The organism is Oricola indica (assembly GCF_965227485.1).
Classification (GTDB): Bacteria; Pseudomonadota; Alphaproteobacteria; order Rhizobiales; family Rhizobiaceae; genus Oricola; species Oricola indica.
The window spans coordinates 4181368-4206900 of sequence record NZ_OZ245747.1 but is presented as its reverse complement, the minus strand read 5'-3'; the positions used below and the strand labels follow the sequence as shown (position 1 = coordinate 4206900).

The following is a 25533-nucleotide window of genomic DNA, read 5'->3' as shown; positions in this document are numbered from 1 at the left end:
TTCTGGCCTTTCGGATCAGGCCCACCCGAGTAGACCATGTTGATTGTTCGCGCGTGACCGGCCTTCGGTCCATCCGGACGATGGTTTCGGGAGCCGGTGGACGTCACCGAAAGAACTCTGCGGCCATTTGTATGTGATGTTTCCTCCATTGCTCGACGAGGATCTGCGCTTCGCTGAGGCCGTAGGCGATGACCGTGTCGAGCAATTCATCGCAGAAATGGCCATTGAAGCTCTCGCAGCAGCCATTCTCCCTTTGCTCGGCGGCGCTTCGCCTCGATCCGACAGGCCGGGATCGCCATCAATCAATGGCTGCGCCAGCACAATCACATCCGCCCGCATCACGCGCTTGGCATGCGAGCATCCGTTCCGGAAATGCGAACAGGGAAATCCCGAATCAGTGGCCCCGACAATGGGGGCTGGACAGGATCGAGGTGACGCGAGGGGCGCTCAGTACATACCAGTCTCCGGTATCGAGCTTGGCGCATATGCATCCGGCAGATCCCGGAGGGACATCCTCGAATTGAGCTGCGCGAAAGCGGATTTCGGCGAGCGGCTGCGATTCATCGCGCAATATAGCTCATATGGGTCATGAAGTGGCGTTGTATTTCGTTATTTAGTCTCGTGAATTGGGGAAATCACCTTTGGTTGCGTGTGCATCGGGTGCGCAAAGCGGGAGGTTAGTATCCTGACTTGGATTTCGGAAAGTCTGAAATCCCTGCCGGGTACTTTCGATGCAGAGAAATGAAAACAGGCAAGTATCACCAACATATCATTCGCTGTATTGCGGAACGAAGTGCATTGGGAATTGACTTGTCGATACATAAAAATGTTAAATCTTGCCTAACAGTTTTTAGGGGTGCCGAGTTTAGAGGGATGCGAAGCGTGGGGGCGCGCCAGATACCAGGTGCCGGAATGCGCGGGTGCCGCTGCAGGCGCGCCGGGACGACCGGTTTTATTGCGACGTTTCTGCTGGGTCAGGCGATCGCGACGTTTCCCGTGTCAGCGCAGGACACGCTGCCAACCGGCGGCAATGCCGTATCGGGAAGTGCGAACATCTCCGCGCCGGCCGCTGGCTCACTCCTGATCGACCAATCCAGCCAGTATGGAATAATCGAGTGGGACGGATTTTCCGTCGGATCGGGCAGCGCGGTCAGTTTCCAGAACGGCACGGGTGCGACCCTCAACCGGGTGACCGGCAGTTCGATTTCCGCGATCGATGGGTCTCTGACGGCCAGCGGCTCGCTTTTCCTCATCAACGAAAACGGCGTGATCATAGGCGAGGACGGTGTCGTCGAGACCGGGGGAAGCTTCATTGCCTCGACGCTTGATGTCGCGGACGGAGATTTCCTTGATGGTGGCGACACCACCTTTGCAGGGGCCGCCGATACCCAGGTCGTCAATCTGGGCCGGATCGGTTCTCTTGGCGGCGATGTCGCCATGATTTCGAAAACCGTCGTCAACGACGGCCGGATCAGCGCACCGAACGGCACGGTTGGCCTGGCTGTCGGCTGGGAAATCCTGTTGCGCGATGCTGCGCTTGATGACGGCAAGTTTTTTGTCCGTATCGGCGATCCGGGCTCCTCCATCACCGAGAAGGGCCATGTCGAGGCCGCCGAGGTTGAACTGCGCGCCAATGGCGGCAACATCTACGCGCTGGCCGGCAACAATGACGGCGCGATCAACGCGACCGGTGTCGCAACGAGCGGTGGCCGCGTTTTCCTGACCACGCCGGGCGGTTCGGTAACGGTGAAGAAAACCGTCCGCGCACGCAAAAAGCCGACGCCGGCAAGCCCGAAAGCAGATGGCGGCACCATCTTCGCCAATGCGGATTTTGTGTCCATCGGCGGACTGCTTGATATTTCCGGCGACGAGGGCGGGACAGCGCGTGTCGATGGCCGTGCCGTTCATCTTTACGGTGATATTCAAGCGACCGGAGATGTCGGTAACGGCGGAACGGTGGCCTTAAATACGGACGAGACTTTCCTTGGAGTGGCCGGAACGACGATCGATGCGTCCGGGGGTGCCGGTGGCGGCAGTGTTGCTATCGATGCCGGAACGAATTTCTTTTCCTCGGGCGCGTTGCTGGTTGACAGCACCACCGGCAACGGCGGCACCATTTCGGTCGATGGCGAGACGATCAAGTTTGCCTCCGCGTCCCTCTCGGCAGATGGGCTGGACGGTGGCGGCACGATCCTCATCGGCGGTACGCGTGAGGACACGTCCGCCAGGCAGATCTTTGCCGACGGCCCGTCGAGCTTTTCGGCGACTGCCACGGCTTCCGCGGCAACAGGTGGAACGATAACCTTCTGGTCGACGGAAGATACCGCCGTCGGCAGCCATCTGGATACGACGGCGTCGGGTGGCTGGGGCTTCATGGAAGTCTCCGGTCATGAGCAGATACGCTATGGCGGCCTCGCCGAAGGCGAGACGCTGCTGCTCGATCCGAAATTCATTATCGTCGACGACTCCGCTGGCACGTTCGTCGCCTACGCGATCGACGATCCCAACAATTCCGGGGCCGCCGGCGCCTTCGGCGTTTATACTGCCGCAAGCAACGGATTGCTTCTCGTCTCCGACTACAATGACGACGATGCGGCCGAGAATGCTGGCGCGGTCTATGTGTTCGATGAGCAAACCCGTCAATTGATCGGGACAATTACGGGCAGTACCGCTCATGACCAAGTCGGCGTTGGCGGCCTTTACATGCTCGGCGACAGCGGCGTCGCTTACATTCGCTCGCATGTCTGGAACGACACCGGCGCGGTGGGCGCTGGTGCGGTGACGCTGATCGACCTTGCCGCGGGCACGTTTCTCGGCACGGCCACGACGGCCGTCGGTGCGGTTTCCGCCTCCAATTCCATCACCGGCAGCACCGCTTCTGACGTAGTCGGATCCGGTGGCGTCGGCCTGCTTGGCGACAGCGGCGTCGCTTACATTCGCTCGGATGTCTGGAACAATACCGGCGCGGCGGATGCTGGCGCAGTGACACTGATCGACCTTGCCACCGGCACGTTCCTCGGCACGGGTTTGGCGGCTGTTGGTTCGGTCTCGGCCTCCAATTCCATCGTCGGCAGTACCGCGAATGACCGGATTGGAGCCTACGGCGTGGACCTGCTCGGCGACAGCGGCGTCGCTTCCATTCGCTCACATATTTGGAACAATAGCGGCGCGGCGGATGCGGGGGCTGTGACGCTGATCGACCTTGCCGCCGGCACGTTCCTCGGTACGGCCACGACGGCAGTCGGCGCTGTTTCCGCCTCCAATTCCATCACCGGCAGCACCGCTAATGACAACGTCGGCAAAAACGGTGTCTACCTGCTTGGCGACAGCGGCGTCGCCTATATTCGCTCGGATTTCTGGAACAATACCGGCGCGGCGGGTGCTGGCGCGGTGACGCTGATCGACCTTTCCGCCGGCACGTTTCTCGGCACGGGTTTGGCGGCTGTTGGTTCGGTCTCGGCCTCCAATTCCATCCTCGGCAGCACCGCTGATGACCGGATTGGAACCTACGGCGTGAGCCTGCTCGGCGACAGCGGTATCGCTTACATTCTCTCGTACTACTGGAACGACACCAGCGCGGCGGATGCGGGCGCTGTGACGCTGATCGACCTTTCCGCCGGCACGTTTCTCGGTACGTCCACGACGGCCGTCGGCGCTGTTTCCGCCTCCAATTCCATTGTCGGCAGCACCGCTAATGACAATATCGGCAAAGGCGGCGTGAACCTGCTCGGCGACAGCGGCGTTGCTTATATTCGCTCACAAGCATGGGACACGACCGGCGCGACGAATGCCGGTGCCGTGACGCTGATCGACCTTTCCGCCGGCACGTTTCTCGGCACAGGGGCGCCGGCGGTGGGCGCGGTCTCGGCCTCCAATTCCATCATCGGCAGTACGACTTATGATTACGTCGGCAATGACGGTGTAGCCGTGCTCGGCGACAGCGGCATCGCTTACATTCGCTCGTATTCCTGGAACGACACCGGCGCGGCGGATGCTGGCGCTGTGACGTTGATCGACCTTGCCGCGGGTACGTTCATCGGCACGGCGACGACGGCGGTGGGCGCGGTCACGGCCACCAATTCCATCACCGGCAGTACGACTGGTGATAACGTCGGCAATGGTGGTGTCAGCCTGCTCGGCGACAGCGGTGTCGCTTCCATTCGCTCGTACTTATGGAACAATACCGGCGCGGCGGATGCTGGCGCTGTGACGCTGATCGACCTTGCCGCGGGTACGTTCCTCGGCACGGCGACGACGGCGGTCGGCGCGGTCACGGCCACCAATTCCATCACCGGCAGCACCGCTAATGACAACGTCGGCAATGACGGTGTAGCCGTGCTCGGCGACAGCGGCATCGCTTACATTCGCTCGCGATACTGGAACAACACCGGCGCGGCGGCTGCTGGCACGGTGACGCTGATTGACCTCTCCGCGGGCACGTTCCTCGGCACGGGCACGACGGCTGTCGGCGCGGTCTCGGCCGCCAATTCCATTGTCGGCAGCACCGCTGGTGACAACGTCGGCTATGGCGGCGTGAGCCTGCTCGGCGACAGCGGTGTCGCTTACATTCGCTCGTACTACTGGGACAATATCGGTGCGACCGATGCGGGTGCGGTGACGCTGATCGACCTTGCCGCGGGTACGTTTCTCGGCACCGCCACGATGGCGGTCGGCGCGGTCTCGGCCGCCAATTCCATCACCGGCAGTACGACTTATGATTACGTCGGCAATTACGGCGTCGGCCTGCTCGGCGACAGCGGCGTCGCCTATATTCGCTCGCGAAACTGGGACAACACCGGTGCGGCGGATGCGGGCGCGGTGACGCTGATCGACCTTGCTGCGGGCACGTTCCTCGGCACGGGCACGACGGCCGTTGGTGCGGTCTCGGCTTCCAATTCCATCACCGGCAGTACGACTTATGATTACGTCGGCAGTGACGGCGTGAACCTGCTCGGCGACAGCGGCGTCGCCTTCATTCGCTCACAAAACTGGGACAACATCGGTGCGACGAATGCCGGGGCGGTGACGCTGATCGACCTTGCCGCGGGTACGTTCCTCGGTACGAGCACGACGGCCGTCGGCGCGGTCTCGGCCGCCAATTCCATCACCGGCAGTACGACTGGTGATTCCGTCGGCTATGGCGGCGTGAGCCTGCTCGGCGACAGCGGTGTCGCTTACATTCGCTCGTACTACTGGGACAATATCGGTGCGACCGATGCGGGTGCGGTGACGCTGATCGACCTTTCCGCCGGCACGTTCCTCGGTACGAGCACGACGGCCGTCGGTGCGGTCTCGGCCGGCAATTCCATCACCGGCAGTACGACTTATGATTACGTCGGTGACACCGCTATCAGCCTGTTCGGCGACAGCGGCGTCGCTTACATTCGCTCACAAAACTGGAACAATACCGGCGCGACGGATGCGGGCGCCGTGACGCTGATCGACCTTGCCGCGGGTACGTTTCTCGGCACGGGTTTGGCGGCTGTTGGTTCGGTCTCGGCCTCCAATTCCATCATCGGCAGTAACGCATATGACCGGATTGGAGCCCACGGCGTTTACATGCTCGGCGACAGCGGCGTCGCTTCCATTCGCTCACAAGACTGGGACGATACCGGTGCCGCGGATGCTGGCGCAGTGACGCTGATTGACCTTGCCGCGGGCACTTTTCTCGGCACGGGCACGGCGGCTGTCGGCGCGGTCTCGGCCTCCAATTCCATTGTCGGCAGCACCGCTAGTGACAGCGTCGGCAATGCCGGCGTGAGCCTGCTCGGCGACAGCGGCGTCGCCTCCATTCGCTCGTACTTCTGGAACAATACCGGCGCGACGGATGCTGGCGCTGTGACGCTGATCGACCTTGCCACCGGCACGTTTCTCGGCACGAGCGCAGCCGCAGTCGGTGCGGTCTCGACCTCCAATTCCATTGTAGGAACGGTCGCCAATCAGCGCCTGGGATACAGGGTTGTCCAGTCGGAAACCGAAGGAATCCACTATTTCGGGGGTAACAGCACGAGTATCGTGCAGATCAACACCAACGGGTTGGAGAGCCTGCCCTACGATTACATGGCTGGAGACACGATCGGTGTCAGCGCTTCGGCACTCGCCGATACGCTTTCGGCCGGTACGTCGATAACGCTTCAGGCCAACAGCGATATTACGGTGCTTTCAGATGTTCTGGTCAGCGCGGGAGGCGGAACTGCCGGCAGTCTTGTGCTGGAAGCAGGCCGCTCGATCACGATTGATGCCGCGATCTCGACCGATGGTGGCGATCTGACCATGCTGGCGAATGCCGGTACCGCGGCAGGTGTCGTTGACTCGGAGCGCGACCCCGGAGCCGCGACCCTAGACACCAGCTCCGGTACGATCGATCTTGGCGGCGGTTCGCTGATTGCCGGGGTCGCGAACGGGGCCGGCCAAACCAACAGCACGGCCGGTCAAATCACCCTCGGTAACATCCAGACGTCCGGAAGCGGCAGTCTCTCGGTGATCGGTGAGAGCGGTATTTACGTCGTGTCCGGCGCAGTGGTGAGTGGAGACGCGGGGATTTCGCTCGTGGCGGACGGCGGCGTCAACCTCGCCGGAACCGTCAGTTCGACAGGGATCGGCGACGCGATCGTGATTTCCGGCGCGAGCTTCGTCAATTCGGCCGGAACAAGCGCTCTCAACGCCGTCAACGGCCGCTGGCTGGTCTGGTCCGGCGACCCCTCCGCCGACACGCGCGGCGGCCTGGGCTATGACTTCAAGCAGTACGACGCCACCTACGGCGTAAGCAGTGTCCTCGGCACCGGCAACGGGTTCCTGTATTCGATCGCATCGGGCCTGACGGTCGGGCTCACCGGCACCGTATCCAAGACCTATGACGGCAACAGCGATGCGACCGTGGTCGCGGCCAATTTCACATTCACGTCGGGCGGTGCGATTGACGGCGACTTGCTTGTCGTCGCATCGACGTCGGCATCCTACGATGACGAGAATGCAGGCACGGGCAAGAGCGTAACCGCCAATGGCCTTTCGGTGACTGCGACTAACGGCAGCGCCACGATCTATGGCTACACACTCATCGCCTCATCAGCCTCAGGCAGTGTCGGCACCATCGATCCCGCGACGCTGACGGTGACGGCGGATGCGCTGTCGAAGACCTATGGTGATGCGGACCCGACGCTGACCTACCAGACGAGCGGCTGGCAGCTGAGCGACAGCGCCGCGCTTCTGACGGGCGTCCTGGTGCGGACCTCGGGCGAGACGGTCGCGGACGGTCCCTATGCGATCGGGCAGGGCAGCCTCGATGCCGGCTCGAACTACACGATCGACTTCACGGGCGCCGACTTCGCCATCGATCCCGCGACGCTGACGGTGACGGCGGATGCGCTGTCGAAGACCTATGGCGATGCGGACCCGACGCTGACCTACCAGACGAGCGGCTGGCAGCTGAGCGACAGCGACGTGCTTCTGACGGGCGTCCTGGTGCGGGCCTCGGGCGAGACGGTCGCGGACGGTCCCTATGCGATCGGGCAGGGCACGCTGGATGCCGGATCGAACTACACGATCGACTTCACGGGCGCGGACTTCACCATCGATCCCGCGACGCTGACGGTGACGGCGGATGCGCTGTCGAAGACCTATGGCGATGCGGACCCGACGCTGACCTACCAGACGAGCGGCTGGCAGCTGAGCGACAGCGCCGCGCTTCTGACAGGCGTCCTGGTGCGGGCGTCGGGCGAGACGGTCGCGGACGGACCGTATGCGATCGGGCAGGGCAGCCTTGATGCCGGCTCGAACTACACGATCGACTTCACGGGCGCGGACTTCACGATCGATCCCGCGACGCTGGTCGTGACGGCGGATGCGCTGTCGAAGACCTATGGCGATGCGGACCCGACGCTGACCTACCAGACGAGCGGCTGGCAGCTGAGCGACAGCGACGTGCTTCTGACGGGCGTCCTGGTGCGGGCCTCGGGCGAGACGGTCGCGGACGGTCCCTATGCGATCGGGCAGGGCACGCTGGATGCCGGATCGAACTACACGATCGACTTCACGGGCGCGGACTTCACCATCGATCCCGCGACGCTGACGGTGACGGCGGATGCGCTGTCGAAGACCTATGGCGATGCGGACCCGACGCTGACCTACCAGACGAGCGGCTGGCAGCTGAGCGACAGCGCCGCGCTTCTGACAGGCGTCCTGGTGCGGGCGTCGGGCGAGACGGTCGCGGACGGACCGTATGCGATCGGGCAGGGCAGCCTTGATGCCGGCTCGAACTACACGATCGACTTCACGGGCGCGGACTTCACGATCGATCCCGCGACGCTGGTCGTGACGGCGGATGCGCTGTCGAAGACCTATGGCGATGCGGACCCGACGCTGACCTACCAGACGAGCGGCTGGCAGCTGAGCGACAGCGCCGCGCTTCTGACAGGCGTCCTGGTGCGGGCGTCGGGCGAGACGGTCGCGGACGGACCGTATGCGATCGGGCAGGGCAGCCTTGATGCCGGCTCGAACTACACGATCGACTTCACGGGCGCGGACTTCACGATCGATCCCGCGACGCTGGTCGTGACGGCATTGGACTTTGGTAAGGACTTCGACGGCACGCCGTATACGGGTGGCAACGGTGTGGTCTACGCGGGCTTCGTGGCAAGTGAAGACGAGTCTGACCTCGCTGGAACGCTCGTTTACACAGGCACGTCACAAGGTGCCGTTGATCCGGGCTCCTACGTCATCACGCCAGGCGGACTGACGTCGGGCAACTATCTGATCAGCTTCGTCGATGGCGAACTGACCATCGAGAGTGAACCGCAGACGTCGGAGATTGTTGTGCCTGTGCTGCCGGGTCCGATCCAGCTGTTCGAACCGGATGATCCTTACTGCATGGAAATCGTGGATTCGGAAGGTGGCCTGTGCGCGTTCCTGGTAGAAAATCTTCCTGATGTGGCGATGCTCCAATGAGTGATTCAATCAAGGTGATACCTGTGGGGCGGTCGGTAAAATTGGACGGCAGGAAGCTTGTTGCTGCCGGGATGCCACGGAAGACATGGTTGCGTCTAACGGCTTGTGTGGCTTTGGCGGGACTTGCGCTCTCGACAACGGGCACCTCCGTTCTTGCCCAAGCTGTTGAGACCAACCCGGCACAAATTCTCATCGGCGAGCAATCCGGAGCGCTGCCTGATCCGGATCTTTCCGTCAGTGGTGACGACATGCCGCTCGGTGTGGTGCTGCGGTCTATTGTCATTGTCGACAGCGCGCAGACGCCGGGACTGGTGAGATCCTCCGTCAGGGGTATCGATGTCAGCAAGGCAGCCGACGAGCTCAAATCGCCCCGGCTGACGATGCGTCTGACCGGTTTCCTCAACCGTCCGCTGTCGCGGAAACTGATATCGGAGATCACCGTCACGGTAACCCGCTACATGCGCGATATCGGCCGCCCGCTTGTCGCGGTCACCGTGCCGCCACAAGAGGTGACGGATGGTTCGCTTCAGGTCAGTGTCCGCGAATACGTACTCGCCGAAAAGCGGGCCGAAGGCAATGAACGCACCTCTGACAGCTATATCCTCGGCACGGTGCGGGCACAACGAGGTCAGCCGGTCGACAGCGAGCAGCTGCTCGACGATATCAATTGGCTCAACCAGAACCCGTTTCGCAACTCTGTCGTCGTCTTCGAGCCGGGCGCGAAGCCTGGAACGACCGATCTGGCCATCCGCACCACAGAGGGCAAACCATGGCGCGTCTATACGGGCGCCAGCTACAACGGTGTTCCTCAGGGAGACGACACGCGTCTGTTCGCGGGCATCAATTTTGCCAATCCGTTCCTGCCCGAGCACCAGATTGGTTATCAGTTGACCGTCAGTCCCGATGCTTTCGCGTCCGGTAACCTGTTCGAGCTCGGACAAGACCTTGGTTATGTGTCTCACGCGGGCAGCTACTTTGCGCCCATCGGTTACGGCAACCGAGTTCGCCACAAGCTGCGGCTTGATGCATCCTATGTTCAATCCGGCGACGAACTGACAGCTCCGTTCACCCAGTCGAGCGATACGCTGAGCGTGTACGGAGACTATGCGACGCCACTTTCCGCGATCGATGGGGTCGAAGCTGAGACCTATGGCGGCGTGGACTTCAAGCAGCAGAAGTCGAATGTCTTCTTCGGCGGCGTACTCTCGACCTCCACGACCCTGAACATCCTTCAGGTTGTTGGCGGTATCCGCGGATCCTACGGTGAACAGTTGCCGACCGGCGGCGTGCGCAACAGCTTCGATCTGCGCCTGGTCTACAGCCCGGGTGACCTGCTTGCCAACAATGACGATGCCGCGTTTGTCGCGGCCAGCGGCGATCCCGATGCGCGCGCGAGCTATGTTTATGCCTATGGTGAGATTACTCACACGACCGCACTGTCATCCGCTCTCGTCGCGCGTACGAAAGCGGCGGTTCAGGGGGCTCCCCAAATCCTGCCGGGCGTCGAGCAGATCGCCTTGGGCGGGAAGAACTCGGTTCGCGGTTACGCCACGAATGAGCTGACAGGCGAGGTCGGTGCCTTTGCCCAGAACGAGCTTCGTTGGATCTCCCTGGATCTGTCCGGCGATAGCGCCGGCCGGTTCGCGGCGCAGCCCTTCAGTTTCGTGGACATTGGCTCTGCCTACGACATTGGAAATGATACAACGCAGAACCTTCTCAGTGCGGGCTTGGGTATAGATCTCGCAGCTGGCCGTAATTTGACCGCATCGGTCGCGGGAGCTGTTTCTCTGGTCGCCGGCCCAAAGACCAGGGCCTACGCACCAAGCGTCTATGCCGACGTTACAGCGAGCTTCTGATGCGGGACCAGTGGTTTCTTGAGCTGTTAACTTTACATCAGGATTGTTGTTTCTCGAATAACTGAAACTCATTACTTTGTTAAGTGAACGTTAACCATCTTTGTGGGGGTCGCTTTGTCCATTACTGCAAGAACAAGCTGGAATTCCAGAAACCATTTGCTTGCTGCTGTCCTCTTGGCGTTCGGGGTCTCGACGGTCGTTAGCGTCAAGGCCCAGCAGCCGACTGCCACAACTGCGACTTATGGCGATTGGGTCGTCCGCTGCCGCGCCAATCCTCCAGCCGGAGGAAGCGAAGCGTCGCAAACCGGATCGGATAAGATCTGCGAAATGGCGACTGTCATCAATGTCGTGAGGCAAGGCCAGGGACAGCAGACGCTGGCGCAAATCGCCATCGGCGCTACATCTGCGGAGAGCGAAAATGCCGCTGGAACGACGATGGTCATCCAGCTGCCGATTGGCGTGAGCCTCCGTGAGGATGCCAAGGTCATTGTCGATCCAAACCCGCAGGGCGATGGGGGCACCGCAGTGATCGCGGCCAATTACTTCCGCTGCATTGGCCAGGCGTGCCTTGCTGAAGCATCTTTGCCGGATGAGGATCTGCAGTCGCTGAGATCCGCGGAGACTGCGCAATTGCAGTTCGTCGATGGCGCCGATCGTCGCGTTCGTGTGGCCATCTCGCTGAACGGTTTCGGCGATGCCGCGAGCGCAACATTGAAACCGTGAAAGAACTGGCGAGGCGGCTGATATTCGCAGTCGCGGTCGCGGGGGCCATTCCGTCCGCTGATGCACAACCGTTACTGATCGAGCGCACTATCAGGCCGGCGAACGATCCCGCTGGTGCGTTTGATGAGACCAGGCAGATTGTCGATCGATTTCGCGACTGGCAGGTGCTGTGCCCGCTCGTAGCCACGGACGAAAGGTTGAACTGCGAGATCGCGCCTGCGGCAATCGCACCGAAGGCTGACGGCAGCGATCAGGCGGCGGCTGGCGCAAGCCTGGAAATGAGCGGTCAGCTTGTGACTGTGCCGGGGGAGCGCGCGCCTTCTCTGGTCGTCGTGATCACGACTCCGCTTGGTTGGCTGCTGCCAAAGGGCTTGAAGCTCCAAATTGACGGCGGGGCGCCATTCAGCCTCGCATTTCGATCCTGTCACGCCGATGGTGTCCGGCAGGGATGTCTCGTCCCGTTTCGCCCGTCGGGTGCCATCAGGCGGCAGCTCATAAACGGACTCGACCTGACGATTACAGGCTATGCGCTGGACGGTAGCGAAAGGGAATGGACGGTGTCTCTTCGCGGCTTCACCCGAGCGCTGCAGTCTCTGGAGAACGGCTAGGCAGCCGAGCCGCACAATCGCTGGTCCGCGAACAGATTCCTCAGCTTGGTATTCTAGCCTTCCGGTAATACGGGCCGTCCCGCTGCCCCCGCGCTTGCGAGCCGGATCGGCCGCCTTCGCGCCCGACACATGCTCACGCCGGCGCCGGTCCGGTGCTTGCACGCACGATGAGCCTTGTCTGCAGTTCGTGAACGTCATGGCCGCTCTTTTCGGACGGCGTCTTGCTTAACATGCGTGCGGCATGCTCGCCCATCTGCTTTGCGGGCACGTGCACGGTCGTCAGGGATGGATCGACAAGTTCGGCAATTTCGAGGTCGTCGAAGCCGACGATCGAGACGTCATCGGGAATCCGGATGCCGTGAGAATTGCAGTATTTGACCGCCCCGGCTGCGAGAATGTCGCTGCCGCAGAACACGGCGGTTGGCCGCGGATATGTCTGCATCAGCGATTGCATCGCATGAATGCCGTTCTCGATCTTGTATGGCGCCTCGATCACGAACACGTCCTGGGCAGAAAGCCCCGATGCTTCCAACCCTTCCAGGAAACCGTCCCTTCTGAGCCGGGCGCGATCATTTCCCTTGGTTACGCCAGCGATCATGGCGATGCGTTCGTGGTTCAGGTCGCGCAGATAGTTCGCGATCATCCGACCGGCGGCCGAGTTGTCGAAACCCACCGCCGCATCGCCTCCATCCACCACGCAGGTGTAGGTGTAGATCTGCCTCACGCCGGCATCGCGCAGGTAACGCGTTGTGTCCGGATCGTGCTCGGTCCCGACAAGCACTATCGATTCCACGCCGCGTCCCACCAGAATCCGCGCCTGGGTCTTTTCGCGTTCGAGGTCGTATTCCGATGTATTGATGATCAGCGACATGCCGAGTGCGGAAAGCTGCTCCTGCAGCCCATCGACCATCTTCGCGTAAATCGCATGGTCGAGCGTCGGTATGATCGCCCCGACCAGCCGGGTGCTTTGCGAGCGCAGCGCGCGCGCAGAGCTGTTGGGAACGTAGCCGAGCTGGGTGGCGGCGGCGAGAACACGCTCGCGCTCGGCCTTCCCGACCTTGTTGTTGCCATTGAGAACGCGCGAGGCCGTGGCAACCGAACATCCGGCACGCAATGCGACGTCTCGAAGCCGTACGACCCCGGCGGGCGATCTCGTGGAGCCGTCGGACGAGGTTTCTTCCGAAGACATGCGGCCTATGTCCCGAAACCGGAATAGGGCTTCAGTCCGATGACATCGATCTCCAGCATTCCGGCGCGATAGAACGGGAGAGTTTCGAGCTTTTCACGCACCTCGCTCTCGTTGGCGGCCTCGACGATCTGGCAAACCCCCGAATTATCCGCCCGATGCCATATCTGCCGGGTAAATCCGTCACCATAGAACTCTCGTGCTTTCGCCACTTCGTCATCGAACAGTTCCGAAAACGCGTCCTGCGGAAACGACTCCAGTTTGCGGCGCGACATCACCAGAAATTGCATGAACGATCCCTCCGTTGGGCGGATCATAGGTTGCATGTTGACGGTGCACAAGAACTTTGAGAAAACGATTTCACAAGAAAGAACATGCTTATGAGCTTTGCCTGGATGGTCGCGCTCGACGTCGACCGGACAATTCTCACCAATGATTATCGCGTTCTGCCGGAGGTTCGCGCGCATGTCGCGGAGACCCGCGCGGCCGGTGTCGCGGTGGTGCTGTGCACCGCGCGTTCGCCGCAGTCCGTCGCCTTTATTCTCGAAGAGCTTGGTTCGGTGGATGCCGCGATCTGTTACGGAGGGGTGGCGACCTGGTATCGGCCCGGCGTTGGGTGCGCCTTGCCGGCGCTTGACAGTCCGGTCCCTCCGGCTCTCTGTCGTGAGGTGATACTGGCCTGCCGCGAACGCAATGTGGCACTGGCCGCCTACACGGCCGATGCTGTTTACACGGACCGGACGGACCCGCTGCTGGACCGGGAATTCGCTCTCACCGGTGTCGAGGGGCGCGTGGCGGATCTGACGTCGCTGGATGCGCCTGTTGCGAAACTCCTGGCGATCTCGGCTGTCGAGCGGGTCGCGGAATTGTCGCATCTCAAGAGCCGATTTGCGGAACGTCTCGCCTGCCATTTTTCGCTTGCGAACTATCTGGAAATCACGCATCCCGATGTCTCCAAGGGCCGGGCGCTGGAGCGGCTCGGCACGTCCTGGGCGGTACCCCGGGACAGGTTGATCGCGATCGGTGATTCCGAGAATGATCTTCCGATGTTTGCCATTGCCGGACTTTCGATCGCGATGGGAAACGCCTCGCCAACCGTGAAGGCCGCCGCGAAGAGGATCACCGCGAGCAATGAGGACGGCGGCGTCGCAATGGCCTTGGCGGAGTGCGCGGATGAATTTGGTTGGTAGTGATCGATAAGCAGTCTCTGGAACCGATTTCAGAAGATAGATCGACTTAAGTACCTGATAATAAGCAATAAAAAAATTCTTATTGACGTGTTTCCGGCAATTTGAGAAAACGTTTTCTCAAGCCGGCGGAAGCTCGGCACGACAGGGAGGAGCGGGTTTGTTGCTCAACGGAATCAGGGTCGTCAGTTTCTGCCACTTCCTTCAGGGACCGGCGGCCGCCCAGTATCTGGCCGACATGGGTGCCGATGTGATCAAGGTCGAGCCGGTGGCTGGCGCGCATGAGCGGCACTGGTCCGGGGCCAATGTTTTCGTCGAGGGCGTCAGCGGATTTTATCTCTGCGCCAATCGAAACAAGCGATCGATCGGGTTGGACCTCAAGTCGGAAGGCGGCAAGGAAATCGCCCGCCGACTTGTCGCGAGCGCGGATGTCGTCATGGAAAATTTCCGGCCGGGGGTTTTCGAGCGGCTCGGCTTCGGCGAGGAAGATCTGAAGAAGATCAATCCAAACGTTATCTTCGCATCGGCAAGCGGATTCGGGTCGAGCGGTCCGATGGCGGGAAGGCCCGGTCAGGACATTCTGATCCAGGCGGCTTCGGGCCTGATTAGCGCGACGGGAGCGCCCTCGCGTGGCGCGACCGCGGTCGGCGCGGCTGTCTGCGACCAGCATGGCGGCGCTCTCATGGCGATGGGTATTCTTGGCGCCCTTCTTCGGCGAGAGCGCGAAGGCAAGACGACGCGCGTTGAATCCAGCCTGTTGAATTCCGGCTTAGACCTCCAGACGGAGCCTCTCGTGAACTACTTCGCAGGCCAGGTGCCGCAGGATCGCTTCGAGCGCGACGAGAGCCTGGCGACCTGGTTCCATGAGGCGCCCTACGGCGTCTATCCGGCGAAAGACGGGGATATGGTGATTTCGCTGTGTTCCGACGAAGCCCTGGCGGAAGCGCTGGATTCCGATGCGCTCCGCGATCTGGTGGGTAAGGACCGCTACGATCATCGCGATGCCTGGGCCGCTGCCGTGCGGGAGACGACGCAATCGATGACGATCGCGCAGCTTTCGCAGCGATTTGCCGATCACGGTGTCTGGTATTCGCCTGTTCAAACCTATGACGATCTCGCGGATGATCCGCAGGTCGAGCATTGTGAAATTTTTCGCGAGATCGAGGTCCGTGGTCACACGGTGAAGCTCGTCAACCACCCCAACCGCTACGATGGGCAGGTTCCCGGGCTTAAGGTCCTGGCATTGGAGATTGGCGAGCACTCGCGCGAGATCATGAACGAACTCGGCTACTCCTCCGAAGACATGGAGCGGATGCTTGCGGCCGGCGCGATCGTCGAGCCTGCAAGTCATGGCGAGCAGAAGAAGGCGGTCTGATGTTGCTGGATACGACCAAGGAGACCGCAAGGGTTGAAGGCGCCGGGCCGGCGCTGGGCGTGGCGCTGGTGACGGGCGGACGAAGAGGCATTGGGCGCGCAATCTGCGTGGAATTGGCGCGTCGTGGTTATGACATCGCCTTTCTTGATCTCGCCTATGACGATGATGCGCGTCGCACCGAGCAGCTCGTTGCCGAAATCGGTCGGCGCGTCGAATTCGAAAAAGCCGACATCGCCAACACCCGCGACATGCAGACCATGCTGGACCGGTTCGTCGAAAAGCTGGGCCCTGTGGATTGCCTCGTGAACAATGCAGGCGTGCAGGTTTCGGTCAGGGGCGATCTGCTCAATGTGGACGAAGCCGAATTCGATCGCCTTGTCGGTATCAATCTTCGTGGCACGTTTTTCCTCACCCAGGCTGTCGCAAGGCACATGCTCGAGACGGATCGGCAGGATCGTCAGCGTTCAATCATCACAATCACATCGGCGAATGCCGGTTTGGTTTCGCCTGAAAAGGGCGCCTATTGCATCTCGAAGGCGGGCCTTTCGATGGCGATGCAGGCCTATGCGCTGCGTCTGGCGGAGGCGGGTATCCGAGTTCACGAAATCCGGCCCGGTCTCATCGAGACCGAGATGACAGCCGAAGTGAACGAGAAATATTCCCCGAGGATCAGCGACGGCAGCATATGCGCCTTGAGGCGCTGGGGTCGTCCAGACGATATCGCGCTCAGCATTGCATCGCTCGCGACCGGTGCGATTCCCTACAGCACCGGCGACATTTTCCACATAGGCGGAGGAATGCAAATTGCCCGTCTCTGACGCTTTCGACAGCGCTTTCGAGAAATCGATTTCACAAGAAGATCGCACGGCTGCGGACGGTGTCGGCGGGGAGGCGAACGGCATGAATTCGTCTTCCGATCTGCTGGAGATGAAAGAAATCGAGAAGTCGTTTCCCGGCGTGAAGGCGCTGCAGGGGGTCAGCTTCAAGGTGCGGCGCGGCGAAGTCCACGGCCTTGTCGGAGAAAACGGCGCCGGCAAGTCGACACTGATGAAAATCCTCTCGGGTGCCTATCAGGCGGATGGCGGAGAGATTTGGCTCGAGGGCGAGCGGATCGAAGCGCCTTCGCCTTCTGACATGATCAATCGCGGCGTGGCCGTGATCTACCAGGAATTCGCACAGGCCGAGCATCTTTCGGTCGCCGAGAATATCTTCATGAACCGCATGCCGCGCACCGCGTTCGGCCGTATCGACTGGCGGAGATTGCGCAGCGACGCGACGAAGGCGATGGAGCGCCTTGGCTTTCAGATCGATCCCGACCTGCCGATCGATAGCCTCAGCGTCGCGCAGCGCCAGCTCGTGGAGATTGCGCGAGCGATATCGCGCGAAGCCAAGCTTATCGTGCTCGATGAACCCTCCGCCGTGCTCGGCGACAGCGAACTCCACACGCTCTTCGCCATCATTCACCGGCTCCGGCAGGAAGGCGTTGCTTTCATCTACATCTCCCACCGGCTGAAGGAGGTGTTCGAGCTTTGCCAGTCGGCGACGGTTCTTCGCGATGGAAAGTGGATCGCGACACGGGCGGTGGAGGACTGGACGACCGACACGCTCATCGGTTCGATGGTGGGGCGCTCCATTTCCGACTATTTTCCGCCGCGCAATCCCTCGCCGGGTGAGGAAGTGCTGCATGTCGAGGGACTGACCCGCAACGGCATCATCCGCGACATTTCCTTCACGCTGCGCAAGGGAGAGATCCTGGGCATCTGCGGGCTTGCGGGCGCCGGGCGCTCCGAAGTGCTCCGCGCAATCATGGGCGCCGATGAACTGGATAGCGGCAGCATCAGGGTCCATGGCAAGACGACCCGGATTGCAAGCCCGCGCGATGCGATCGGCCTGCATATCGGGTTCGCTCCCGAAGACCGGAAGACGGAAGGGCTTTTCCTCGGACAATCCGTGCGCTTCAACGTCACGATTTCCAGGCTCAAGCGCTTTCTCTACTTTGGACGGCTGAAACTTGCCGAGGAGCGGAAAGCCGTCGAGCAGCACGTTCAGCGTTTGCGCGTCAAGACGCCTCACATCGCAACACCCGTCGGCAATCTGTCGGGTGGAAACCAGCAGAAATGCGTCATCGCCAAGCAATTGAACGCCGAGTGCGACGTCTTGCTGATCGATGAGCCGACCCGTGGTGTCGATGTCGGCGCGCGGCGCGAAATCTATGAACTGATGATCGAACTCGTCGAGACCCGCGGCATGGCCGTTCTCATGGTTTCGTCCGAACTGCCCGAGATTATCGGCATGTGCGACCGGATTCTGGTGATGCGCGAAGGCGAGATCACCGCCGAGCTGCCGCGCAACGCAAGCGAAGAAGAAATCATGAATTACGCGACGTTCCACTGAGACCGCGCGGCCGCATCCGATGCGGAGTGACCTGACTGAAGGAGTAGCCGGATGGCTTCGATAGAAACAAGCGACACGAAGAGCGGACGCCGCACCGGCATACGTCTTCCGAAGGCGGCGGGGCTTGTCTGGGTTCTCGTCGGGCTTTGTGTGGTGGCGGCATTTCTCTCGCCGGCCTTTCTCAATCCGATCAACCTGACCAATGTGCTGCGCCAGGTCGCGCTGTTCGGCATCGTCAGCGTCGGCATGACCTTTGTCATTCTGACGAAAGGGATCGATCTCTCGGTTGGCTCCATCCTCGGTGTGTGTGCGGTCACGGCGGCCCTGCTTATCGGGCTCGATCTGCCGATTGTCATCGTCTTTATCCTGACATTGGTCGCCGGCACGCTCATGGGCGCGATCAACGGAATAGGCGTCGCCTTCGGGCGTGTGCCGGCCTTCATCATGACGCTTGGAATGATGGTGATGGGCCGTGGCCTCGCTTTGACGCTCGCCAATGGCCAGCCGATCAGCCTCGGCAGCCGCACGAAGGACTTCATGTGGCTCGGACGCGGCGACTTCGCCGGCTTGCCGGTCCCGGTCTGGGTCTTCATCGCCATATCCGCAATCGCCATCTACGTCCTGCGATACACGCCCTATGGCCGGCAGATTTACGCGGTCGGATCGAATGCCGAAGCCGCGCGGCTGTCGGGTATCAATGTCCGGTTCGTGACGTTCAGCGTCTATGTCGTCAGCGGCTTCCTCGCGAGCCTGACCGCTCTCATCTTCGTTTCGCGACTGACGGTCGGCGAGCCGACGGCGGGCGAAGGTATCGAGCTTGAGGCGATTGCCATCGCCGTTATCGGCGGCACGAGCCTCTTCGGCGGGGAGGGTGGCGTGGTCGGCACCATTATCGGCGCAGCCATCCTGGCCGTGCTCGCCAACATCATGAACCTGGTCGGCGTTTCGCCCTTCACTCAGCAGATCGTCAAGGGCGCGATCATCGTCATCGCGGTCCTCTACGAAATGTGGAGCAAGCGTCGCTCCAAGACTTGAAAGCAGTTTGCGCTCTCGACCGGATCGATCGTCCGGCGAAGCGAAACGAGACTACCACGACCCAATATCCAAAAGAGGAGGTATCCATGGATAAGAGAAGTTTTCTGAAAGGTGCAATCGTCGGCGGCGCCGCGCTGTTGATGGCGAATACGGCTCTGGCACAGGACAAGATTGTCATCGGGTTCAGCCAGGGGACGATGAACCACCCTTGGCGCGTCGCAATGGTCGAGGGCAACCAGAAATACGCGGAAGAAAACCTGCCGAATGTCGAGCTTATCGTCACCGATGGGCAAAACTCCTCGGAGAAGCAGGTAACCGACGTCGAGACACTTCTCGCCCGGGGCATCGACGTGCTGATGATCAGCCCGCTGACGTCTGACGCGCTCACGCCCGTGGTTCTGGACGCGATGGATGCCGGCATCCCGGTCGTCACCATGGACCGCAAGGTCAACGTCCCGGTTACCGTCCATGTCGGCGCCGAGAACCGCCCGATCGGTGAATCGGCCGGCGAGTTCATCTCCGAGAAACTCGGCGGCAAAGGCGCGGTGATCGAAATCCAGGGCACGGCCGGCGCGTCGGCCACCGTTGATCGTCATGACGGTTTCATGGATGCGATCAAGGGTAGTGATCTCGAGGTCGTGGCGTCCCAGCACGCGGATTATCTTCGCGAGAATGCGCTGAAGTTCATGGAAGATCAGCTTCAGCGGTTCGGTCCTGGCGAAATCCAGGCCGTATACGCCCACAATGACGAGATGGCTCTGGGTGCCGTGCAGGCCCTGGAGGCGGCGGATCGCCTCGATGAGGTCGTCGTCGTCGGAATCGATGGCCAGAATTCGGCTTTCGAGGCCATCAAGGAAGGCCGGCTCGATGCCTCCTTCGTTTACCCCTATGTGGCTCCTGAAGGCGTCCAGATCGCCTACAAGATCGCCACGGGTGAAGAGATGCCGGAGGAAGTCGTCCTCGAAGGCAAGAAGGTCGATGCGACCAACATCGACGAGATGCTCGGCAAGGGCTTCTAAGCAAACCTGAATAAGCACCGCCCCTCGCGGGCGGTGCCCTCCCAACGATCAACTGGAGCATGTCATGAGTGCAGATGCCTTCGAACCGCGCGGTGTAATTCCCGCGTGCCTGATGCCTTTCGATGCCGACCTGGCGGTCGACGAAAACAGCTTTCGGTCGCATCTGGAAGACATCGCTTCGGTCGATGACATCGCCGGTATTGCGATAAACGGGCATGCCGCGGAAGTGCATGCCCTGACGATTGCCGAGCAGGAGCGTGCCGTCGTCGTTTCCAAGGATGTTCTGGGGAACCGTGTTCCGGTCATAGCGGGCGTCTACACCGAATCCAGTATCGAGGCCGGCCGCATGGCCGCCTACGCACAGAAGGAAGGCGCTGACGGCCTTCTTGTCTTCCCTCCGGCTTTCATGACGCTGGGCGGCCACATGCGCCCGGAGATGATCATCGAGCACGTCAAGCGCATCACCGACAATTCGGACTTGCCCATCATTCTCTTCCAGTTCCCCTATGCGTCCAACCTCTCCTATCCTCTCTCGACCCTGTTGGAGCTGTGTGAGCGGTTCCCCACCATCCGCGCGGTGAAGGATCAGATCGGTGACGGCAACATGCACGAACGGCAGATCCGCGAGTTGCATGCTCTCGACAATCCGGTGAACGTTTTGACGACCCACAGCGCCTGGCTGCTCGGTTCGCTTGCCCTGGGATGCGACGGTCTTCTTTCCGGAGCGGGCAGCGTGATAGCGGACCTTCAGGTCGCCCTTTTCAAGGCGATCAAGAACGACGACCTCGCAACGGCCCGCGCCATCAATGACCGGATCTATCCGACCGTTCGCGCTTTCTACGACCAACCGTTGCTGGACATGCATAACAGGATGAAGGAAGCGCTGGTCATCCTCGGAAAGGCGAAAGAGGCTCACGTGCGTCCGCCCCTGATGAAACCGTCCGCCTCGGAAATCGAGAAGATCAGGCAGTGCATGATCGATGCGGGCCTTACGCCGGAAAACGTCTATCGTAACGCAGCCTGACCACCCAACGGCCCGATGGCAATGTCAACAGATCGCGACTCCCCGAAGACCTCAGATGTCCAACTCGTTCTCGCCAGCCGGCCCGCCGATGGGGTCGTGTTGCTGACGTTGAACCGTCCCGACAAGCTAAATGCGCTCTCGAAGGCGCTTCTTGGCGAACTGGAAGCGCATCTCGCGGACGCCGAAGCGGATCCCGAAACGGGATGCGTCGTGCTCACGGGTGCCGGCCGTGCCTTTGCCGCAGGTGCCGACATATCGGATATGCTGGAGCGCGGTGTGGACAGCTATGCTGATCCCGAGCGGCTATCCCGCTGGGCCAGGATCGAGGGGTTTCGAAAGCCGCTTATTGCCGCCATCAACGGATATGCGCTCGGCGGCGGGCTGGAACTGGCCCTTCTGTGCGATATTCTTCTGGCGTCCGACACTGCGAAACTCGGAACGCCGGAGATCAAGATCGGTTCGTTTCCGGGTGATGGCGGCACACAGCGTCTGCCGCGTCTCGTCGGCAACTCCTTTGCCATGCAGATGGTGCTGACGGGCGAACCGATATCGGCGGATCTGGCGGAGCGAAAAGGCCTCATCTCCGAGGTATTGCCGGCAGACCGTCTGCTCGAAAGGGCACTGGAGATCGCGGGTCAGATCGCGCAGCGATCGGTTGCGATCACGCCCTATGCCAAGACGGCGGTCCGCGCCGCCGCGGAATTGCCCCTCGCCGAAGGCCTCTTGCGTGAGCGCGAATTGACGATCGAGGCATTCGAAACCCACGACCGGGTGGAAGGCCTTCGGGCCTTCGCCGAAAAACGGCCGGCCAAATTCAAGGGGAAATAGAACAATGGCGCGCGATGACTGGGATTTCATTGTGATCGGAGCCGGGTCGGCGGGATGTGCATTGGCAAATCGCCTGTCGGAGGATCCGGGCACCAGGGTGCTGTTGCTGGAGGCGGGCAGCCGCGACTGGAATCCGATGATCCACATGCCCGGCGGCCTCGGGAAACTGTTCGGCCCTGGCGTGAACTGGCGTTTCTTCACGCAGCCGCAAAAGCATCTCGACAACCGCCGGATCTGGTATCCGCAGGGAAAGACGCTCGGGGGCTCGAGCTCGATCAATGCGATGATCTACATCCGTTGCCAGGCCGAGGACTACGACAATTGGGCGGCGCTGGGGAACACCGGCTGGTCCTATGAAGAGGTGTTGCCGTATTTCCGTCGTGCGGAAGACAACAACCGGCTTGCCGACCGGTATCACGGCGACGGTGGACCGCTTTGGGTCTCGGATCAGGTTGGCCCGCACCCGATAACCCGCGCTTTCGTCAAGGCGGCGCAGCAATGGGGGCTTCCCTACAATTCGGATTTCAACGGCGAAACCATGTATGGCGCCGGGCTTTATCAGGTAACCTGCCGCGACGGCCGCCGTCGCTCGGCGGCGGTTTCCTATCTGAACCCTATCCGCGATCGCAAGAATCTGAGAATCGAAACCGGCGCCAGGGTGACACGGCTCGTGTTGGAGAAGGGCCGCGCCATCGGTGTCGAACTCGCCGACGCGAACGGCTCCCGTCGCATTGAAAAAGCAGCCGGTGAGGTGATCGTATCCTCCGGCGCCATCAACTCGCCGCGGTTGCTGATGCTCTCGGGAATCGGCGACGCCGATGAATTGCGAGCGATAGGGATCGATCCGGTTCATGATCTGCCGGGTGTCGGCAAGAACCTCCATGACCATATCTGCACCAACGTTCACGTGCAGACCAAGGAGCGGATAACCTACGACGGACAGGATCGCTTTCCGCGTTCGATCCTGCATGGCCTGCAATGGCTGCTTTACCGGACCGGGCCCGTTTCCTCGGTCATCGTCGAGGGAGGCGGCTTCTTCCAGACCGAAGGGGAAGCAACCCCCAATCTCCAGATTCACATTGCGCCGGCGACGGTTGTTCGCGGTGGTCAGACGCGCATCGCGGGACACGGCTTCACCGTGAACTCGACGTCGCTGCGTCCGCGAGCGCGCGGAAGCATTCGATTGGCATCGGCAAATCCGGCCGATGAACCCCTGATCGATCCGAACTATCTGGGCGATCCCTATGATCGCGAAATGGCGCTTCGCTCAGTTCGCATCATTCGCGAACTGCTCCGGCAACCGGCAATCGCGCCCTATGTGTCGCATGAGCGCCTGCCGGGCGACGGCAAGGAAAGCGACGACGAATTGATGGCCTATATCCGGCAGTATGCGTGTTGCGACTATCATCCCGTCGGCACATGCAAAATGGGAACCGCATCCGATGAAACTGCGGTTGTCGATCCGGAGTTGAAGGTCCACGGGCTCGAGGGACTTCGGGTCATCGACAGTTCCATCATGCCGGTTCTGACCAGCGGAAACACCAATGCACCCACGATCATGATTGGCGAGAAGGGGGCGGACATGATCCTCGGCCGCAATCTAGCCCCGGGGGTGGAAAGCCCCCGGATGGCGCAGGCCGTCTGATCGAACACCGAAAGCGAAAGAGACAAATTCAATGGACCAACTGAAAAACCACTCGACGTTGCCCGGCTCCGTTCGTTCGCTCGGCTTCTACGTAAACGGCAGTATGCGCGACGCTGGCGATCGCGAGACGCTCGTTCGCGAGGCGCCGGGCTATCTGGTTCCGGTTTCGGAAGTCACGCTGTGCACGACGTCGGATGTCGATGATGCCGTTGCCGCGGCGCGCGGCGCCTTCGAAAGCGGTGCATGGTCGCGCTGCGACGCCGCCGTGCGGGCAACCGCGCTGCTTCGTGTTGCAGCAGGAATCCGCGAGCGTCTGGACGAAATCGCCTACTGGGAAACGCTGGAAACCGGGAAGCCCATAACCCAGGCACGAGCCGAAATCGGCGATGCGGCCGGCCACTACGAATACTGCGCCGGTGCGGCACGGATGCTGCATGGCGAGACTTACAACAATCAGGGCGACCAGATGTTCGGTGTCGTCACGCGCCAGCCAGCCGGGGTTGTCGGACTCATAACCCCATGGAACTTCCCCTTCATCGTGTTGGCGGAGCGCCTGCCTTACATACTCGCTTCGGGAAACTCCGTCGTCGTCAAACCGTCGGAGATGACATCCACGACCACACTTGTTCTGGCGGAAATCCTGGCTGAGGCCGGCATTCCGGACGGGGTTTATAACGTGGTGACCGGGCTCGGCCCGGTCGTTGGTCAGGCCATGTCGGTCCACCCGGACATCGATATCATCTCATTCACCGGATCGACGGCGACTGGTGCCGCGGTTTTGCAGGCGACGACGTCGAACTTCAAGAAGGCGAGCCTCGAGCTCGGCGGCAAGAACCCGCAGATCGTTTTCGCCGATGCGGACCTTGACGCGGCCGCCGATGGCGTTGCCTTCGGTCTTTGCTTCAATGCCGGCCAGTGCTGTGTCAGCGGCAGTAGGCTGATCGTCGAGGACGCGATCGCGGAGCGGTTCACCGAAATGGTGAAAGACAAGCTCGCCCGCGTGAAGATAGGGGAATGCCTGGACCCGGACACGCAACTCGGCGCCATCGTCAGTAAACAGCACCATGAAAAGATCCTTTCATATCTCGAACTCGGGGCAAAGGAGGGCGCAGCGGTGGCGTTGGGTGGTGGAGAATGCGAGGGCCTGTCCGGTCGTTACATCGCGCCGACCGTCCTGACGGATGTTCAGCCGAACATGCGCATCGCGCAGGAAGAGATTTTCGGACCGGTCCTGACGGTCACCACCTTCGGCGACGCGGAAGAGGCGTTGAAGATCGCGAATGATTGTCAGTACGGTCTCGCCGCAAGCATATGGACCAAGGACATCGACAAGGCGTTGACCCTGATGCGCGGGGTTCATGCGGGCAGGACATGGGTCAACACGACAATCGCCGGTGGACCGGGCCAGCCCATGGGCGGCTTCAAACAGTCGGGCATCGGTCGAGAGGGCGGCATGCTCGGCATCGAAGAATACACCGAAGTGAAGTCGGCCCATATCGCGATCGGGCAGCGTACCAACTGGATAGCTTGACGGCATCAGACCGTGCTGACGGATTTGGCCGAATTGAACCCGGCGACCGAGGAAGCGAAGTTCCGCCCGGCTGAGATGTGATGAGCCAAGCGCCGTGCCTTGTGCGGCAAGCACGCCATTCCTATATGAAGGCATAGGTGACTTCTGAAAAGGGCGTCACCTAATGAGCGGCTCAGCTT

16 protein-coding genes and 2 pseudogenes are annotated in these 25533 nt (G+C 61.3%); 15 read left to right on the top strand and 3 right to left on the bottom strand.

The features are described from left to right. Positions 1-103 precede the first annotated feature (103 nt). Positions 104-241, bottom strand: a pseudogene (locus tag ACQK2M_RS20850) (integrase core domain-containing protein); the annotation flags it as partial. 29 nt (positions 242-270) lie between these two features. Between ACQK2M_RS20850 and ACQK2M_RS20845 the strand changes: the two are divergent. The 5 genes and pseudogenes from ACQK2M_RS20845 to ACQK2M_RS20825 all read left to right on the top strand — a co-directional run. Next, positions 271-435: pseudogene (locus ACQK2M_RS20845) on the top strand (hypothetical protein); the annotation flags it as partial. A gap of 561 nt (positions 436-996) precedes the next feature. Continuing rightward, positions 997-8943 carry an MBG domain-containing protein gene (locus ACQK2M_RS20840; RefSeq protein WP_425419386.1) on the top strand — a complete coding sequence of 2649 codons (7947 nt, stop codon included), beginning with the start codon at positions 997-999 and terminating at the stop codon, positions 8941-8943. After that, positions 8940-10799 carry a ShlB/FhaC/HecB family hemolysin secretion/activation protein gene (locus ACQK2M_RS20835; protein ID WP_425419385.1) on the top strand — a complete coding sequence of 620 codons (1860 nt, stop codon included), beginning with the start codon at positions 8940-8942 and terminating at the stop codon, positions 10797-10799. The genes ACQK2M_RS20840 and ACQK2M_RS20835 overlap by 4 nt, the downstream gene beginning before the upstream one ends. A 102-nt stretch (positions 10800-10901) precedes the next feature. Beyond that, a complete protein-coding gene (locus ACQK2M_RS20830; RefSeq protein ID WP_425419384.1) occupies positions 10902-11522 on the top strand; it encodes an invasion associated locus B family protein in 621 nt (206 codons plus the stop codon). Then, entirely contained in the window at positions 11519-12130 is a 612-nt protein-coding gene (locus ACQK2M_RS20825) for an invasion associated locus B family protein (protein WP_425419383.1), read from the top strand. Before ACQK2M_RS20830 ends, ACQK2M_RS20825 begins: the two co-directional genes overlap by 4 nt. 133 nt (positions 12131-12263) lie before the next feature. On the opposite strand, the gene ACQK2M_RS20820 is transcribed toward ACQK2M_RS20825, so the two are convergent. Then, a complete protein-coding gene (locus tag ACQK2M_RS20820; protein ID WP_425419382.1) occupies positions 12264-13319 on the bottom strand; it encodes a LacI family DNA-binding transcriptional regulator in 1056 nt (351 codons plus the stop codon). A 5-nt stretch (positions 13320-13324) separates the two neighbouring features. Next, positions 13325-13606 (bottom strand): muconolactone Delta-isomerase family protein, encoded by a 282-nt coding sequence (locus ACQK2M_RS20815; RefSeq protein WP_425419381.1) that lies wholly within the window; start codon positions 13604-13606, stop codon positions 13325-13327. 90 nt (positions 13607-13696) lie between these two features. Here ACQK2M_RS20815 and ACQK2M_RS20810 point away from each other — a divergent pair, with 90 nt between their 5' ends. The 10 genes from ACQK2M_RS20810 to ACQK2M_RS20765 all read left to right on the top strand — a co-directional run bounded on the left by ACQK2M_RS20810 (position 13697) and on the right by ACQK2M_RS20765 (position 25354). Next, positions 13697-14506, top strand: coding sequence for an HAD family hydrolase (locus tag ACQK2M_RS20810; RefSeq protein ID WP_425419380.1), 810 nt, complete (start codon positions 13697-13699; stop codon positions 14504-14506). Between the two features lie 160 nt (positions 14507-14666). Next, a complete protein-coding gene (locus tag ACQK2M_RS20805) occupies positions 14667-15878 on the top strand; it encodes a CaiB/BaiF CoA transferase family protein (protein WP_425419379.1) in 1212 nt (403 codons plus the stop codon). Further along, positions 15878-16696, top strand: coding sequence for a 3-ketoacyl-ACP reductase (locus ACQK2M_RS20800; protein ID WP_425419378.1), 819 nt, complete (start codon positions 15878-15880; stop codon positions 16694-16696). Before ACQK2M_RS20805 ends, ACQK2M_RS20800 begins: the two co-directional genes overlap by 1 nt. Then, entirely contained in the window at positions 16683-18272 is a 1590-nt protein-coding gene (locus ACQK2M_RS20795; RefSeq protein ID WP_425419377.1) for a sugar ABC transporter ATP-binding protein, read from the top strand. Before ACQK2M_RS20800 ends, ACQK2M_RS20795 begins: the two co-directional genes overlap by 14 nt. Before the next feature lie 51 nt (positions 18273-18323). Continuing rightward, positions 18324-19307, top strand: a complete 984-nt coding sequence (locus ACQK2M_RS20790) for an ABC transporter permease (RefSeq protein WP_425419376.1) — start codon at positions 18324-18326, stop codon at positions 19305-19307. Positions 19308-19393: 86 nt separating this feature from the next. Further along, positions 19394-20326, top strand: a complete 933-nt coding sequence (locus ACQK2M_RS20785) for a substrate-binding domain-containing protein (protein ID WP_425419375.1) — start codon at positions 19394-19396, stop codon at positions 20324-20326. 64 nt (positions 20327-20390) lie between these two features. Beyond that, positions 20391-21350, top strand: coding sequence for a dihydrodipicolinate synthase family protein (locus ACQK2M_RS20780; RefSeq protein ID WP_425419374.1), 960 nt, complete (start codon positions 20391-20393; stop codon positions 21348-21350). A 21-nt stretch (positions 21351-21371) separates the two neighbouring features. Next, positions 21372-22178: an enoyl-CoA hydratase-related protein gene (locus ACQK2M_RS20775; RefSeq protein ID WP_425419373.1), complete on the top strand. Its 807-nt coding sequence runs from the start codon at positions 21372-21374 to the stop codon at positions 22176-22178. Between the two features lie 4 nt (positions 22179-22182). Then, positions 22183-23823, top strand: coding sequence for a GMC family oxidoreductase (locus ACQK2M_RS20770; RefSeq protein WP_425419372.1), 1641 nt, complete (start codon positions 22183-22185; stop codon positions 23821-23823). Between the two features lie 31 nt (positions 23824-23854). Continuing rightward, on the top strand, positions 23855-25354 hold the full coding sequence (locus ACQK2M_RS20765; protein ID WP_425419371.1) for an aldehyde dehydrogenase family protein: 1500 nt from the start codon (positions 23855-23857) through the stop codon (positions 25352-25354). Positions 25355-25533 lie beyond the last annotated feature (179 nt).